13 protein-coding genes and 1 pseudogene are annotated in these 14,765 nt (G+C 72.7%); 8 read left to right on the top strand and 6 right to left on the bottom strand.

Annotated features, from left to right (window positions below; genetic code table 11):
- Position 1: 1 nt before the first annotated feature.
- Entirely contained in the window at positions 2-1,015 is a 1,014-nt protein-coding gene (locus ACGF8A_RS02650) for an ABC transporter (RefSeq protein WP_393103457.1), read from the bottom strand.
- Complete coding sequence (locus ACGF8A_RS02645) at positions 1,012-1,959, bottom strand: ABC transporter ATP-binding protein (RefSeq protein WP_393103455.1); 948 nt, start codon at positions 1,957-1,959, stop codon at positions 1,012-1,014. The genes ACGF8A_RS02650 and ACGF8A_RS02645 overlap by 4 nt, the downstream gene beginning before the upstream one ends.
- Before the next feature lie 90 nt (positions 1,960-2,049).
- On the opposite strand from ACGF8A_RS02645, the pseudogene ACGF8A_RS02640 reads away from it, so the two are divergent.
- A pseudogene (locus tag ACGF8A_RS02640) lies at positions 2,050-3,105 on the top strand (acyl-CoA dehydrogenase family protein); the annotation flags it as partial.
- 75 nt (positions 3,106-3,180) lie between these two features.
- Here ACGF8A_RS02640 and ACGF8A_RS02635 read toward each other — a convergent pair.
- Positions 3,181-3,393 carry a DUF4287 domain-containing protein gene (locus ACGF8A_RS02635; RefSeq protein ID WP_393103453.1) on the bottom strand — a complete coding sequence of 71 codons (213 nt, stop codon included), beginning with the start codon at positions 3,391-3,393 and terminating at the stop codon, positions 3,181-3,183.
- Between the two features lie 223 nt (positions 3,394-3,616).
- Here ACGF8A_RS02635 and ACGF8A_RS02630 point away from each other — a divergent pair, with 223 nt between their 5' ends.
- The 7 genes from ACGF8A_RS02630 (at position 3,617) to fxsT (ending at position 11,488) form a co-directional block, all read left to right on the top strand.
- Positions 3,617-4,213 (top strand): tellurite resistance TerB family protein, encoded by a 597-nt coding sequence (locus tag ACGF8A_RS02630; RefSeq protein WP_393103451.1) that lies wholly within the window; start codon positions 3,617-3,619, stop codon positions 4,211-4,213.
- Between the two features lie 175 nt (positions 4,214-4,388).
- Positions 4,389-4,634 (top strand): MerR family transcriptional regulator, encoded by a 246-nt coding sequence (locus ACGF8A_RS02625; protein ID WP_393103832.1) that lies wholly within the window; start codon positions 4,389-4,391, stop codon positions 4,632-4,634.
- Between the two features lie 151 nt (positions 4,635-4,785).
- On the top strand, positions 4,786-4,989 hold the full coding sequence (locus ACGF8A_RS02620; protein WP_007383480.1) for a cold-shock protein: 204 nt from the start codon (positions 4,786-4,788) through the stop codon (positions 4,987-4,989).
- 218 nt (positions 4,990-5,207) lie between these two features.
- Positions 5,208-5,354, top strand: a complete 147-nt coding sequence (locus tag ACGF8A_RS02615) for a hypothetical protein (RefSeq protein WP_393103449.1) — start codon at positions 5,208-5,210, stop codon at positions 5,352-5,354.
- A 9-nt stretch (positions 5,355-5,363) separates the two neighbouring features.
- Positions 5,364-5,672, top strand: a complete 309-nt coding sequence (locus tag ACGF8A_RS02610; protein ID WP_393103447.1) for a trypco2 family protein — start codon at positions 5,364-5,366, stop codon at positions 5,670-5,672.
- Positions 5,673-5,785: 113 nt separating this feature from the next.
- Positions 5,786-7,330, top strand: coding sequence for a hypothetical protein (locus ACGF8A_RS02605; protein ID WP_393103445.1), 1,545 nt, complete (start codon positions 5,786-5,788; stop codon positions 7,328-7,330).
- A gap of 207 nt (positions 7,331-7,537) precedes the next feature.
- A complete protein-coding gene (gene fxsT / locus ACGF8A_RS02600) occupies positions 7,538-11,488 on the top strand; it encodes an FxSxx-COOH system tetratricopeptide repeat protein (RefSeq protein ID WP_393103443.1) in 3,951 nt (1,316 codons plus the stop codon).
- A 16-nt stretch (positions 11,489-11,504) separates the two neighbouring features.
- On the opposite strand, the gene ACGF8A_RS02595 is transcribed toward fxsT, so the two are convergent.
- From ACGF8A_RS02595 to ACGF8A_RS02585, 3 genes are all read right to left on the bottom strand, one after another.
- Positions 11,505-13,385 carry an HEXXH motif domain-containing protein gene (locus ACGF8A_RS02595; RefSeq protein ID WP_393103441.1) on the bottom strand — a complete coding sequence of 627 codons (1,881 nt, stop codon included), beginning with the start codon at positions 13,383-13,385 and terminating at the stop codon, positions 11,505-11,507.
- Between the two features lie 38 nt (positions 13,386-13,423).
- Entirely contained in the window at positions 13,424-13,609 is a 186-nt protein-coding gene (locus tag ACGF8A_RS02590) for a hypothetical protein (protein WP_393103439.1), read from the bottom strand.
- 105 nt (positions 13,610-13,714) lie between these two features.
- Positions 13,715-14,761 (bottom strand): trypsin-like peptidase domain-containing protein, encoded by a 1,047-nt coding sequence (locus ACGF8A_RS02585; protein ID WP_393103437.1) that lies wholly within the window; start codon positions 14,759-14,761, stop codon positions 13,715-13,717.
- Positions 14,762-14,765: the final 4 nt, after the last annotated feature.

The following is a 14,765-nucleotide window of genomic DNA, read 5'->3' as shown; positions in this document are numbered from 1 at the left end:
GTCATACGAGGCGCTTGCGTCCCCACAGGAAGAGGAAGGCCGCGACGGCCGCGGTCAGGGCGAACAGGATCGCCGCGCCGAGCCACTGCATGCCGGCCATCTGGGAGATCGGCAGATAGTCCACCGACCAGCCGACCACGTCGGCCTGCTTCAGGCACAGCTCGCGCGCCTGTTCCGTCTCCGACCGGACGCAGGTGCTCCAGCCGAGCAGCTCGCCGCTGCCGGTCAGATACGACTGGTCGATCTGGTACGCGGCGTCGGGCAGGACCGGGAACGAGTTCTCCGCGACGACGCCCTCGTCCGTGGTGACCGTGACCACGTCGCCGAGCGCCGGCCGCGCCTCGCCCCACGCGATCCGGGCGCCGACCGTGAACACGAAGGTGACCACCATCGCCGTCAGCGTGCGGCGCAGCACCACGCCGATCGCCACACCGCACACGACGGTGAAGAGGGTGAGGGCGACGAGCATGGGTCCGGTGGTGTCGAAGGCGGCACCGCTCGTCCAGTCCAGGACCGTGGTCTGCTCCTTGACCGGCGCCCACCACCAGCCGAACGCGAGCGACAGCGCGACCGTGCTCACCGTGAGCACCAGCGCGGTCAGCCCCAGCTTGGTGGCCAGCCAGCGGGTGCGGGTCGCGCTCTGGGCGGCGACCAGCTTGGCGGTGCCGTGCTCCAGGTCGCCCGCGAGCAGCGGGGCGCCGACGAACACGCCGAGCACCACCGGGATCAGGCCCAGCGCGATGGAGACGGGACCGAAGGCGGCGGCGTAGGGCTCGAACTCCGGGCCCAGTTCCGCGAGGTCGTTGGCGGGCCAGCCGTAGCCGGTCAGGAAGTCGGTCAGACGGGCGCGCTGGAAGACGATCCACGCCAGCAGGAGCGCGCTCCCGCCGAGCACCGTCAGGAACGCGGCCCGGTGCTGGCGCCCGACCAGCCAGGTCATGCCGCCGAGCCGGAGGCGGCGGGCGGCGGGGACCCCGGTCCCGGTGGTGACCGGCGTGCCGGTGACGGCGCTCATGCGGTCACCGTCCGGGAGTCGTGCACCTGCGCGGTCGGGGTGATCAGCGGGGACGCCGCGGCGGAGCGCAGATGGGCGAGCAGGAGTTCCTCCATGGTGGGTGTGACGGTGTCCCAGGGGCCGGTGACCGGCCCCTCGGCACGTATGAGCGCGGTGAACTGCCTTCCGGTGGTGCGGGACTCGACGACGGTGTGCCGGGCCAGGCCTGCGGGCAGGCCCTCGTCCTCGCGGACGCCGCTGACCAGGGTGTGCACGGCGAGCAGCTCGTCCACGTCACCGGCGAGGCGCACTCCTCCGGAGGCGATGACGACGAGGTGGTCGCAGACGTTCTCCAGCTCGGCCAGGACGTGGGTGGACATCAGCACGGTGGTGCCGCGCTCGGCGGCCTCGGCCATGAGCGTGCCCATGAGTTCGTGCCGTACGACCGGGTCGAGGTCGGACATCGGCTCGTCGAGGAGCAGCAGGTCGGGCCGCTTGCCGAAGGCGAGCGCGAAGGCGACGCGGGTGCGCTGCCCGCCGGAGAGGGTGGCGACCCTGGCGTGCGGCGGCACGTTCCCGGCCCGCACGATGTCTTCGGCGGCCCGCTGGTCCCAGCCGGGGTTCAGCTCCCGCCCCAGCCGCAGGGTCTCGGCCACCGTGAAGCGGCGGTACAGCGGCTTCTCCTGGGCGAGGAACGCCGTGCGCCGGCCCGCCTCCGCCGACTCGGGGGCGGCGCCGAACACCCGGAGTGTGCCCTCCGTCGGCTCCAGCATGTTCGCGGCGACACCCAACAGCGTGGTCTTGCCCGCCCCGTTGGGCCCGACGAGTCCGCAGACCCGCCCGGCCGGCAGCCGGAAGGAGCAGTCCCGCAGGGCCCACCCCCGCCGGTAGCGCACCCCCACGCCGGAGGCCTCCAACGCCGTGTCCCCGGCGTACTGACCGTCACTCACGTCATCCACCACCATTTAACTACTTGATTAGTGGAATGATGATGGAAGGCGGCGGCCTCTCCTGTCAACGCCGTTCGGCATCCCGGACGGAGGGCATACGACGCCTGGGCCAGAGAGGAGTTGCCGCCGGAGCTGATCGAGAAGTTCCGCGGCAGCGGTCTGATCGCGCTCGGCTACGAGGGCTACGGTGAGCACAAGCCGGCCGTCAGCCACCTGCTCGGCGGCATGCTGGGCATGGAGATGGCCCGCACCGACGCCTCCGTCTGCACGTTCTTCGGCGTGCACAACGGACTTGGGTTCTACTCCCTCTACGCGGGCGGCAGCGAGGAGCAACGCGAGCGGTTCCTGCCCCCGATGGCCACCCTGGACAAGATCGGCGCCTTCGCGCTGACCGAGCCGGAAGGCGGCCCGGACGTCGCGGGCGGCATGCGGACGACCGCCAGGCGCGAGGGCGACACCTGGATTTTCGACGGCGCGAAGAAGTGGATCGGCAACGCGACCCTCGCCGACCTCGTCGTGGTGTTCGCCAGGGACGTCGGGGACGACCAGGTCAAGGCCTTCGTCGTGGAGAAGGGCACCCCGGGCTTCCGGCCGGAGAAGATCGAGGGCAAGATCGCGCTGCGCATCGTGCAGAACGCCCGGATCACGCTCAGCGGCGTCCGGGTGCCGGAGGCGAACAGGCTCCAGCGGATCAACGGCTTCCGTGATGTCGCGGAGATCCTCCGCCAGACCCGCGGCGGCGTCGCCTGGATGGCCCTCGGCGTGATGATCGGCGCGTGCGAACTGGCGCTGGAGTACGCCAAGGAGCGCCATGCGTTCGGTCGCCCCATCGCCGGGTTCCAGCTGGTGCAGGACCACCTGGTGAACTGCCTGGGCGACATCACCGCGTCCTGGGGCATGCTCGTGCAGCTCGCCCGGCTCCAGGACTCCGGCATCTTCCGCGACCAGGACTCGGCGCTCGCCAAGGCCTTCGTCACCTCCCGGATGCGCGAGGTCGTCGCCCGGTGCCGTGAGATCTTCGGCGGCAACGGGATCCTGCTGGACCACGACATCGCACGGTTCTTCGCCGACGCCGAGGCCCTGTACTCCTACGAGGGCACGCAGGAGATGCAGACGCTGATCGCCGGCAAGGCGATCAGCGGGCAGAGCGCGTTCGTCTGATCCGGGCGCGGGGGGGGGGGGGGGGGGGGGGGGGGCCCCCCCCCCCCCCCCCCCCCCCCCCGGGCCAGGGCGGGCCTATCTGCCGGTGCCCTCGGCGAGGGTGTGGGCCACGAGCGCGTTGGCGTGGCCGTGGCCCAGTCCGTGCTCGGACTTGAGCCAGGCGACGAGCTCCATGTGCCTGGTCAGGGGCGAGGCGCGGATCAGGTCCTTCCACTCCGCCACGGGACGGCCGTACTTCTTCTCGATCGAGGGAAAGTAGCCGGCGGGGCCCTTCACCTGTGCGGTCATGCGGTCACGTCCTTGTCTGCCGGAGGAGTGCTGAGGTTCGACACGGTGACGACCGGCGGGGCGCACAGAAGTGATCGTCACATCGGAGTGATCTGCGTCACTCACCTTGGGCCGTCCGGGCGCGGCCATGGAACTCCGGGGACGGGGCAGGCGTTGCCACGACGACGTGTGCGCACGCACACCGACGACCGGAACGACACGGCTGAAGCCGAGGTGGCACGGGATGGCTATGTGGGATCGGATCAAGGACCAGGCCAAGGGTCTGCAGCAGCAGGCCCAGGGCGCGCGCGGCTCCGGCGCACAGGGCGGGCACGGCGGGCCCGCGGGCCAGGGCGCGTTCGGCGGTCGGAGCCGGCCGGGTTCCGGATCCTCCGGCGGCTCTCGGGCCCAGCTGGTGAGCACGCTGAAGTCGCAGCTCAGCTCGCTGAAGACGGAGCTGAAGAGCGGCGCCTACCGGGATGCCAGCATGGCCATGTGCGCCCTGGTCGCGGCGGCGGACGGGCATGTCGACCCGACCGAGCGGCAGCAGATGGAGTCGCTGATCCTGAACAACGACGTCCTGCAGAACTTCCCGCCGGAGCAGCTGCGCCAGCGGTTCAGCAAGCACGTCGACCAGCTGACGTTCGACTTCCCGCAGGGCAAGAACCAGGTCATGCAGGAGATCGCCAAGGCGGCGAAGAAGCCGGCGGAGGCCCGTGCGGTCGTCCAGACCGGCTTCGTCATCGCCGGGGCGGACGGTTACATCGCGCCGGCCGAGGAGCAGGTGCTGCGGGAGGCGTGCTCGGTGCTGGGCCTGTCGCCGCAGGAGTTCGGCCTCTGATCGCGGGTCCGACCCGCTGAACGCCGGGCGGGCGACGGGGGGCGATTCTGTTGCGGCCGACGCAGATATCGCCCCTCGCTCAGGCTAGGGTTTTTGTGTGCCCCCTGATCGTGTGCCCGCTGATCCCGCCTTCACCGTCGACAACCTCGACGACGACGACTACCCCGCCTACACCATGGGCCGGGCCGCCGCCGTCCTCGACACCACGCCCGCCTTCCTGCGAGCCCTCGGCGAGGCCAGGCTGATCGAGCCGTTGCGCTCGGAGGGCGGCCACCGCCGCTACTCCCGCCACCAGCTGCGCATGGCCGCGCGCGCCCGCGAACTGGTCGGCCAGGGCACCCCGATCGACGCCGCCTGCCGCATCATCACGCTGGAGGACCAGCTGGCGGAGGCCCGGCGGCAGCTGAAGGGCCAGGAATAGGACCACGGGCCGGGGCCGACGTATATCTGTCGCAGCGGCTGCAGAATGTCTGCAGCCAAAAACGGAATTCGGATGCACCGGAAATGCCCAGGCCATAAACCCAGGACTGTGCTAGCGTGACAGGAGCACTCGTTTTTAAGGGAGATTGAATATGGCATCTGGCACCGTGAAGTGGTTCAACGCGGAAAAGGGCTTCGGCTTTATCGAGCAGGACGGTGGCGGCGCCGACGTGTTCGCTCACTACTCGAACATCGCCACCTCGGGCTTCCGCGAGCTTCAGGAAGGCCAGAAGGTGACCTTCGACGTGACGCAGGGCCAGAAGGGCCCGCAGGCCGAGAACATCGTTCCCGCCTGACGCGTATTGCAGACCGGGGCCCGCACCCATTCAGGTGCGGGCCCCGACGCATTCCCGGAAACAGCTCGCAAACCTCCCGGAACCAGGCCCGGCCGCACCCACCAGGCCCCCGGCTTCCCCCTCGACGGCGTCCATGCCGCCGGCCAGGACCGGCACCCTGTTCGACGCCGCGCATCGAGGTCGGCGCCGTCGGGTACCCCGACGGCGGCCGCTACGCCGTGGCCGTCTTCACCCGCACCGCCGACCCGGCGGCCACCCTCCCGGCGGCCGACGCGGTCGTCGCTACGCCGGCCGGACCGGCGGTCGAGTCCCTGCGCGCCGGCGACGCGTCGCGAGGCGGACGGGAGCGCGACGACAGGGGCTAGGATCCCGGCATGGTCGAACTAGCCGAAATGATCCGGGAGTTGAGGCACGAGCTGAACTCCGCGCTGGCCGGTGGCGGCGACGGCCCCGTGCGGTTCGAGCTGGGGCCGGTGGAGATCGAGGCGACCGTCGCCGTGGGGCGGACGGGCGGGGCCGGGGGAAAGGTGCGGTTCTGGGTGGTGGAGGCGGGCGGTGAGACACAGGCCGAGTCGTCGCGGACGCACCGGATCTGCCTGACCCTCCAGCCGAAACTCGTCGCCCCGGACGGCACGCACCACGGCGTGCTCGTCACGGGTGCTGAGGTGGAAGGCGAGCGGTGAGCCGCAGGGCGCTCGCCTCGACCCCCTGACGTGGGGGGACGACTGGCCGTACGCTGGTCGGCACTGTCAGTGGTAACTCAGGCGGGACTGGTGGCGGTCGGGAGGTCACGGGGGTGGAAGGGCGCAGCCCTGCACGGGTCCGCAACGAGCTGGTGGCCGAGGTCGTCGACGTCCTTCAGGAGTCGGCCACGATGCGGCACACCAGCAGCGCGGACCTGCTGGTGACGATGCTGGGCGAGGAACTCGGCGAGCCGGTGGAGCCGTTACGCGGCGAGGCGTTACGGCCCTGGCTGCTGCATCTGGTGGAGAGGTGCGCGGGCGTCCCGGACGGCATGCCGTGCCTGGTGCGCTGTCTGGGCTACGTCGAGCAGCGGTCGACCGCCGTGACGGCACTGCGCCGGCTGGTGGACGAGTGGGAGGCCGTCGACTTCTTCGACGGGGCCGACCTGCATCCGCTGCGGCCGCTGCTCCGGGAGATCCGCTCCGCCTCCACGCTGGCGGCGATGGCCCGCCGGGCGAGCCGTTCGCGCACCCAGGAGCTGCCGCCGTGGTGCGACACGGGCTGGGCGGTGTTCCTGCGCCTGGCCGGGGACAACTCGGTGGCGAAGGAGCTGCCGGTGAGCATGGCGTTCGTGTCCCTGGCCGCCGACCAGCTGGTCGAGGACGGGCAGCGGGACGCGGCCGAGCAGCTGCGCCGCTGGAACCGCCGGCAGGCCCGCACCTGGGGTCTGGAGGACAAGATGGCCCAGTGGCAGCGCGGCGGCGCGCCCGAGCCGGTGACGTCCTCGCTGATGCCGGCGTATCTGATGATCCAGTTCGAGCCGGACGGCGTGGACCGCGACCGCTACTACCTCTCCCACTGGCGCCAGTCGGACGCGGAGGGCTGGCACCCGGTCCCCGGCGAGACGCTGCATCTGCACCGCGACGAACTCCCCTGCGAGGTCGAACTGCTGATAGAGCAGACGGAGGAACGCTGGTCGGATCTGCGTCAGCCGGTGGTGCTGGAGTTCATCCTCCCGTGGGAGATGCTCGGCGAACCCGTCGAGTGGTGGCACAAGGAGTCCGGCTCACCCTCCCCGACCCCGTTGGTGATGGACTACGCCGTCCTGGTGCGCAGCTTCGAGCGGTTGCGCAGAGCCTCCTGGCACCGCCCCTGGCACAACAAGTGGCGGCACTTCAAGGAGCGTCCGGCCGACACCCACTCGTACTGGAACCGGCCCGGGCACTCCCACTTCCATCTGGAGCGGGAGCTGAAGGAGGACGAGCACGCCGTCTGCCTGGTGCTCGGCGAACCGCCCGGCACGGACTCGGTCTCCAGCCAGCAGGCGTATCTCGCGGGCCTGCGGGCGGGTGTCCCGGCCATGATCTGGCACCGCGGCGACTGCTCCGACCCGGCCTTCAAGGAGGCCGTCGCCGACATCGTGCAGGACCGCGGGCTGGCCGGTCTGCTGGAGCGGACCGGAAGATGGCGCAAGGAGGCGCTGGCCATGGGGCCCGAGGGGTGGGACAACCACGTGGGGCGCCATCTGGCGATCCTGCTCGACGACCCGGAACGCAGGCCCGTGCCCCCGGGCCCCGACCATGCGCGGGGCGAGCGGCCGACCGGGGCACAGGTGCACGGACCGCCCGCCCGCGAGCCGAAGGGTGACCCGAATTGAACGAGCGTGCGCGTAACCGCCCGCCTGTGTTCCAGGTCGGCCCCGGTGCTTCCGTCATGCTTTCGCGTACACCCTGCGCGAGCCCCCGTGCGTACTTGCTTCACGAGCGGAACCGCTGCGAGGCTTTGCCCGTGGCTGTCACGCGTGCCGGGGGTCCGTGCGGCTCCGCCACCCGCTCATCGTCACTACGACGCCTTGAGGGCACGCATGCATGATGACGATGGCCGGCGACCGGGAGAGGCCGCACGGGAACGCCGCGAGGCCGCCCAGGTCCTCGGCCGGCTCGGGCAGCAGCCCCGCGGGCCCGGACCCGCGGAAGCGGTTCTGGTCGTCGACGCCCACCCCACCATGCGGGTGTGGCACGAGACGGTACGCGACGATCTGATCGAGGAACTCGAACGCGCGGGCACCTTCTCCCGGGTGCGGGTGTTACGGCTGCTCGGCACCGACGAGACCGCCCCGGCCCGGGTCAGCCCCGAGGAACCCCTCGGCCCGGCACCGGAGGACGGCCGCCGCGTGGTGCTGGTGCTGACCGACGGCCTCGCGGCCGGCTGGCGGCTCGGCGCCGTCCAGCCGCTGCTGCGCGGCTGGGCGCGGACCTCCCCGGTCGCCGTGGTGCATCTGCTGCCGCAGCAACTGTGGTTCCGCACCGGTCTGGACGTGCACCGGGTACGCATCCGCGCCCCGCGCGACTGGGCCGCCAACAACTCCTGGGACTGGGAGGAGCGTGAACCCCCCGCCGGGCTGCGCGAGACCGGCGAGCCGGCCGCCGAGGAGGACGGCACCGCCGTCGTCGTACCCGTGCTGGCGCTGACCGGGCGATGGGCGGGCGCGCTCATCCGGCTGGTTTCCGGGCCGGAGCCCGAATGGCTGGATCTGGCCGCCATCCAGGCCCGGGAGTGGAAGAGCAGGCCCGACGCGGCCCGCGCGCTGCCCTGGGCGGAGGAACTGCCCGACCCGCTCAGCACCCTGCCCGCCGCCGAACGGGTCAGCGACTTCCGGGCCGTCGCCAGCCCCACCGGGTTCACCCTGGCGACCCGGCTGGCCGCGGCGCCGCTGAGCCTGCCCGTCATCCGCAGGATCGTCGCCACCACCCCGGACGCCGGTCCCGTCCATGTCTCCGAGCTGCTCATCAGCGGTCTGGTGCGGCCCACCTGGGAGCATGACGAGGGGCCGGCGGACGTGGCGTTCTCCTTCGCCCCCGACATCCGCGAGGAGCTGCTGGCGCTCGGGCGGCGCAGCGCCACCGGGCGGGTACTGCGCGAGGTGCGTGCCCTGTTCGCCGCGGACGACCTCGCCCGCACCCTGCTGCCCTCGCCCGCCGAGCCGCTGGACACCCTGGCGATGCCGCACGTCAGCAGCCGTAACGTCGCCTTCCTCCGGGTGGAGCTGACCGCCCTGCGCGCGCTGTCGGGCCGTTACGACCAGCGTGCCGCCATGCTGGCGCAGGTGCTGAGCTGGCACGATCGGCGTTACGCGGTCAGCCTGGAGAAATCACGACCTGGGGTGCCGGGGCGGCCGGCACCGGCCCGCGTGCCCGACGCCGCCACCGGCCCCGCCCCCCGGACCGCCTCCGAAGGAGCCTCGCAGATGCCGACAACACCCCAGCGGACCGTGGAGACGGGGGACCGCACGACACAGCCGCGGGTCTGGGGGAACCTGCCGCCGCGCAACCCGAACTTCACCGGGCGCAACGAGCTGCTGGAGCTGCTCGGCCAGCGGCTGCGCGAGGGCACCACGACCGTGCTGCCGGAGGCGATCCACGGCATGGGCGGCGTCGGCAAGACCCAGCTCGCCATCGAGTACGCCTACCGCCACCAGTCCGAGTACGACATCGTGTGGTGGATCCCCGCCGAGCGGCCCGGCCAGATCGGCCAGGCGCTGGTGGAACTGGCCCAGCGGCTCGGCCTGGTGACCACCACCGAGGCCAACATCGCCGGACCCGCGGTCCGTGAGGCGCTGCGCGAGGGCCGGCCGTTCTCCCGCTGGCTGCTGATCTTCGACAACGCGGACAACCCCGAGCAGGTCCGCCACTACTTCCCGCCGGGCGGCAACGGCACCATCCTCGTCACCTCCCGCAACCGGCGCTGGGGCCAGGTCGGCGGCTCCCTCGAAGTGGACGTGTTCACCCGCGAGGAGAGCAAGGAGCTGCTGCGCCGCTCCGGGCCGCCGCTCCGGGAGGAGGAGGCCGACGCGCTGGCCGAGGCGCTCGGCGACCTGCCGCTGGCCCTGGAACAGGCGGCGGCCTGGCGCGCGGAGACCGGCATGCCCGCGTCGGAGTATCTGCGGCTGTTCGAGAACAAGCGCATGGAGCTGCTCGAAGTGGCGCCGCCGCCGGACTACCAACTCCCCGTGGCCGCCGCCTGGAACGTCTCCCTAGACCACCTGGAGACCCGCAGCCCCTCGGCGCTGCGGCTGCTCCAGCTGTGCTCCTACTTCGCGCCCGACCCGATCTCCCGGTCGATCTTCTCCGGCCTCGGCAACAGCAGCATCTTCCCCGAGCTGGACGCGGCGCTGAACGACCCGATGCGGCTCGCCCGGGCGATAAGGGAGGTGAACCGCTACTCCCTCGCCCGCATCGACCACCGTACGAACTCCATCGAGATGCACCGCCTGGTGCAGCTCGTCCTGAACAACCGCATGAACCCCGAGGAGCAGTCCCGCATGCGCAACGGCGCCCACACCCTGCTGGCCGCCGCCGACCCCAAGACGCCCACCGCCCCGTCGAGCTGGCCCCGCTACGCGGAGCTGTACAGCCATGTCATCGCCTCCGACGCGATCAAGTCCGACCAGCCGTGGGTACGCCAGCTGGTGCGCAACATCGCCGAGTACCTCTACTACTGGGGCGACCACGACGTCTCGCTCGACTTCTCGGAGCAGGCCTGGGAGTCCTGGACGGCCATCTTCGGCGAGGAGGACCAGCAGACCCTGCTGATGGGGCAGTGGCTGTGCTTCATGTACTGGGTGGTGGGCCGGTTCGACGACGCGGCCCGGCTGGTGGCCCACCTCAGGGAGGTCTACGACCGCACCGCCCCGGCCGACCAGGAGGACACCCGCGAGGACGCGCTCGACGCGCTCCAGCTGGAGGCGGCCGTACGCCGCGTCGAGGGCCGCTTCGCCACCGGCGCCGAACTGGACAGGGTCGCCTACGAACGCGCCCACCGCGCCTTCGGCGAGGACGATCCGACGACGCTCAACATCGCCCACAACCTCGGTGTGAGCCTGCGTCTGGTCGGCGACTTCCGCCAGGCGCTGGAGCTCGACCGGCGCACACTGGACCGGAAGCTGCGCCTGTTCGGGCGGAACGACCAGCGGGCCCTGACCACTGAGAACAACGTGGCCATCGACGTGCGCGAGACCGGCGACTACATCGGTGCCCGCGCCCTGCACCAGTCCGTACTGGTCGCCTACCAGGACGTCTTCGGGCAGGGCAACCCGGCCACGATCGAGACCATGCGCCAGCTGAGCGAGGCCTGCCGCAAGGAGGGCGACCACCTGCGCGCGCTGGAACTGGCCACCGAGGCCCACGCCCAGTTCACCCGCCGCTACGGCGACACCCACCCGCGCTCGCTGGCCGCCGCGCTGACCCTGTCGGTGGCGCTGCGGCAGAACGGCGACCTCCAGGCGGCCCGCACCCGGGGCCTGAAGGCCTGCGAGGGCTACCGGCAGATCTACGACCCGCACCACCCGCACGTCCTCTCCGCCGACGTCGACCTGGCCGTCACCCTGCGACTGCTCGGCGGGGCCGAGGAGGCGCGGCGCCTGGACGAGACGGCGCTGGGCTCGCTGTCCGACCGGCTCGGCGCCGGGCATCCGCTCGCCCTGATCTGCGCCGTCAACCTGGCCAGCGACCTGGCCGCCCTCGGCCTGCACGAGGAGGCCCGGCACCGGGGCGAGGACACGCTGGCGCTGTGCCGGACCACGTTCGGGGAGGACCATCCCACGACGCTGGTCTGCGCGGGCAACCTGTCGGCGGACCTCGTCTCCGTCGGCGAGCGGGAGCGGGGCGCCGCCCTGCGCGCCGAGACCCTGGCACGCATGGAGCGCGTCCTGGACGCGCCCGGACTCCAGGTGGAGGCGGGCTCCGCGCACCCGGCGACCGCCCAGTTCCGCGACGGCGAACGCGCCAACTGCGACATCGACCCGCTGCCCCTGTGAGGCCCCCGGGCCCGTCCTAGGACCGAAGAACAGGCCGGCCGGACAGGCCCTGGTCCTGGTCCTGCCCCAGCCATGCCGCCAGGCGTACGGGGTCGGCGCCCCGGCCGGTCTCCGCGACGAGGGCGTCCTGCACGGCCCTGGCCCGTTCCGGGAAGCAGCGCAGCAGGCGGGCGGCCGGCTCGTGGCGTGGGTCCCCGGTCAGGGCGCGGGCCAGGCCCGCCCAGGCGGCCACGGGCACCCCCTTGCGGGTCAGCCGGCCGGCGTAGACGTCCCGGGCCTCCTCGCGGTCACCGCGGATCAGCAGCACGTCGGGCGCCTCGACGCCGTCGACGCTCCCGGCCACGGTGTGCCGCCAGGTCCCGTCGGGGTCGCTGAGCCGGTGGCGGGCGAGGACGGCGGCGCTGTCCAGGTGGCGGGCCTCGGTGTCGGGGACGACGTCGGGCTCGGCTGCCAGGGCGGCGGGCGGCCGGTCGGCGCCGCGCCGCCAGTCGCGTACGGCCTCCTCGACGGCGGCGGCGGGGGGACGCAGATGGTGGGCCCGCCAGCGGGTCAGGTGATCCCCGGCCACCTCGTGGGCCAGCCGCAGCTCGGCCGCGGGCACCTCGTCGCCCATCCACCCGGCGCACCGCTCGCTCAGCCCGTCCAGCACCCGGCGCCCCAGCGGCGTCAGCTGCTCGTGTCCGCGGACCTCGCTGAGCACGGACCACACCTGGGTGCGCCACATCGCGAACTCGAAGTGGGCCAGGGGGGCGTACGCGGGGTCGGCGCTGTGCCGGTGGGCGCGCCAGAACCGGGTCACGCCGAGGAAGGCGTAGATGCCCTGGAGCAGTCCGCCCAGCGGGCGCGGGTCGTCGCGCCAGGGGGCGTAGCACAGCCAGGCGGGGGTCGGCGGGTCGGGAGCCTGCTCGGTCAGCGGGCCCAGGTGCATGAGGCCGCCCAGCTTGGTGTGCTGGAACTCGTGGACCAGGGTCGCGGCGAGCTGGGGTACGTCGTCGGGGCGGGAGGCCGTGATCCCGCCGAAGGCGTCGCCGGCCGTGCTGCTGTGCGGCCGAAACCTTTCTCTCGTCGGGGTGGGGGCCACCGACATCAGCCCGTGGCGCATGGCGGCGGCACTGACCGGGTCGTCGCGCAGCAGGATCTTCCAGGCCTCGCCGAGCATCGACTCCCACGCCGCCGCCTCCGCCGTGGACAGCGGCCGGGGCTCGCTCGGGGCGGGGAACGTCCGGTACGGGTCCAGTTCCTCCAGCACCAGCGACTTCGCGTCCGGCCCGGATCCCAGCGTCAGCCTGCGCACCGGAAGCCAGTCGGGTCCGCGCCGGTCCCAGCCGGGCGCGACCTCGACGACCGCTCCGCGCGCGCCCGTGACACGCAGCCGGCCCGCGCACCCCGCCACCTCTGCGGTGTCCCACTGCTCGGCGTCCGGCAGGACGGCGCAGCCCAGCGTCGGCAGGGGAACCAGCCCGCGGCGCACCGGGACGGTGATCGAGAAGTCCAGCCCGGCCCGCGTGCCCGCGGCCGCCGCCAGCGCCGCCAGATGGCCGACGGCCACCCACCGCGGGGCTTCCTCGTAGACGCGTCCGCGCATCCGGCGCACCGCGAGGGAGACCCACATCCCCGTGCTGGGGGACATCAGGACCTCCTCGAACGCCTCCGGCGCCCGCTGCTGCGCCCGCTCCAGCAGCGCCCAGGCCCGCGCGTAGGACACGCGGGGGTCGTCGTCGCGGGACAGCGCGTTGTCCAGGGCCCGCATCAGCAGCAGGCGACGGCTGCGCTCCGCGCCGAGCAGTTCCGTCACGAGGGCGCCGTCGCCGTCCCCGTGGGAGAGCGCCAGGGCGCCGGCCCGGGACAGCCGGTGGAACCGCGGAAGTTCCCCGGCCGTCATGGCGTCAGCGGCCACGCGTCCTCCACGGATCGATGCCCGTCACGCGGACCGGGTCAGTCGAACCGGGACGGGTTGTACGACACCGTGATGGCCTGCGGTCCGTCGATGTGGCGCAGCAGCTGCTCCAGCGACTCGGTAAAGGCCGTGCCATCCATGGAGCGCAGCGCTTCAAGTGAGACCCCCGAGAGATCGACGAGACAAGACTCGACGGCAGGCATCGTTTCCTCCACGGCTGCCAAGTCCCCTCCCGTGCCTACGAGTCAGCGCGCTGTCGGCTCCCAACCATCATGACCCAGCGGACCACAAGTCGAAACCCCACATCCCGGCCGCCCCGCGAGATCACGTCAGTGGTCGCGCCCGGCCAGCCGGGCGGCGGCCCGGTCGACCCGCTCCAGTTCCGGCGACGGCCCTTCCAGCAGGCGTACCGCTTCCAGGAGTTGATCGAGGGTGCCCGGGTAGCGCAGGCAGGTGCGCAGGACGCCGTAGACGTCCATGCGCAGCCGGGGGTCGCGGGGGCTGTTGGCGGCGATCCGGTCGCTGATGCTGTCCAGCAGCAGGGTCATGCCGTTCGGGCCGCGCAGCAGGGGCAGCGCCGTGAGCGCGTCCACCAGGCCGACCAGCTCCCGCAGGGGCAGTTCGCCGGGGAGCCCGGCCAGCGGGGCCACCGGGCGGGCAGCGGCCGTGGCGCCGGCCGAGGCGAGCGCGGCGCGCGGCGGCAGCCCCGCGTACCGGCCGAGCCGCTCCAGCGCGTCCGGGGACAGCTCGTCGTACCACCGCTCCACCCGCCGGGCCGCGAGCCTGCCCAGGCCGTCGGCGCGGTGGTGCACGCTCACCACGCCTGTCACCGCGCCCCCGCACCACACCGCCGCGCCGGACATGCCCTCCCAGGGTGAGCGTTCCGGCTCGACGTCGGCGGGCGGGACCTGGACGGCCAGTTCGAGTGTGCCCTCGCGGCGGTTGGACAAGACGGAGACGGTGCCGCGCACATGGCAGGAGTCGCGGTACCGGCCGGGTGCGCCGGCGTCCTCGCGGAGCTTGAAGCGGGGGAAGCCCATGGCGCTGAAGGGCAGCACCACGTCGGCGTCCGGGACGGCGGCGTAGCGGGCCGCGGGGACGGCGGGCCGGCCGGGCGGCAGGCGGGTCAGCTCCAGCAGGGCGACGTCGGCGGCCTCCTCGAGCAGGACGACCCTGGCCTCGGCGCTCCACTCGCCGGGCCGGTCGGCGTCGAAGCGGACGCTCAGCCGGTCGACGACACCGGACACGACATGGGCGGCCGTGAGCACACAGCCGGTGGTCACCCGGTATCCGGAGCCCCGCCGTCCGGGCCGGCCGGCGACGAGGACCTCGGCGACGCGCGCCGCGTCCAGCCCTCGCTCCCCCGGGTCCGTCACACCG

The sequence above is a fragment of the Streptomyces sp. NPDC047706 genome (assembly GCF_043204795.1).
Lineage (GTDB): Bacteria > Actinomycetota > Actinomycetes > Streptomycetales > Streptomycetaceae > Streptomyces.
This window is presented reverse-complemented; position numbering and strand designations above follow the sequence as displayed.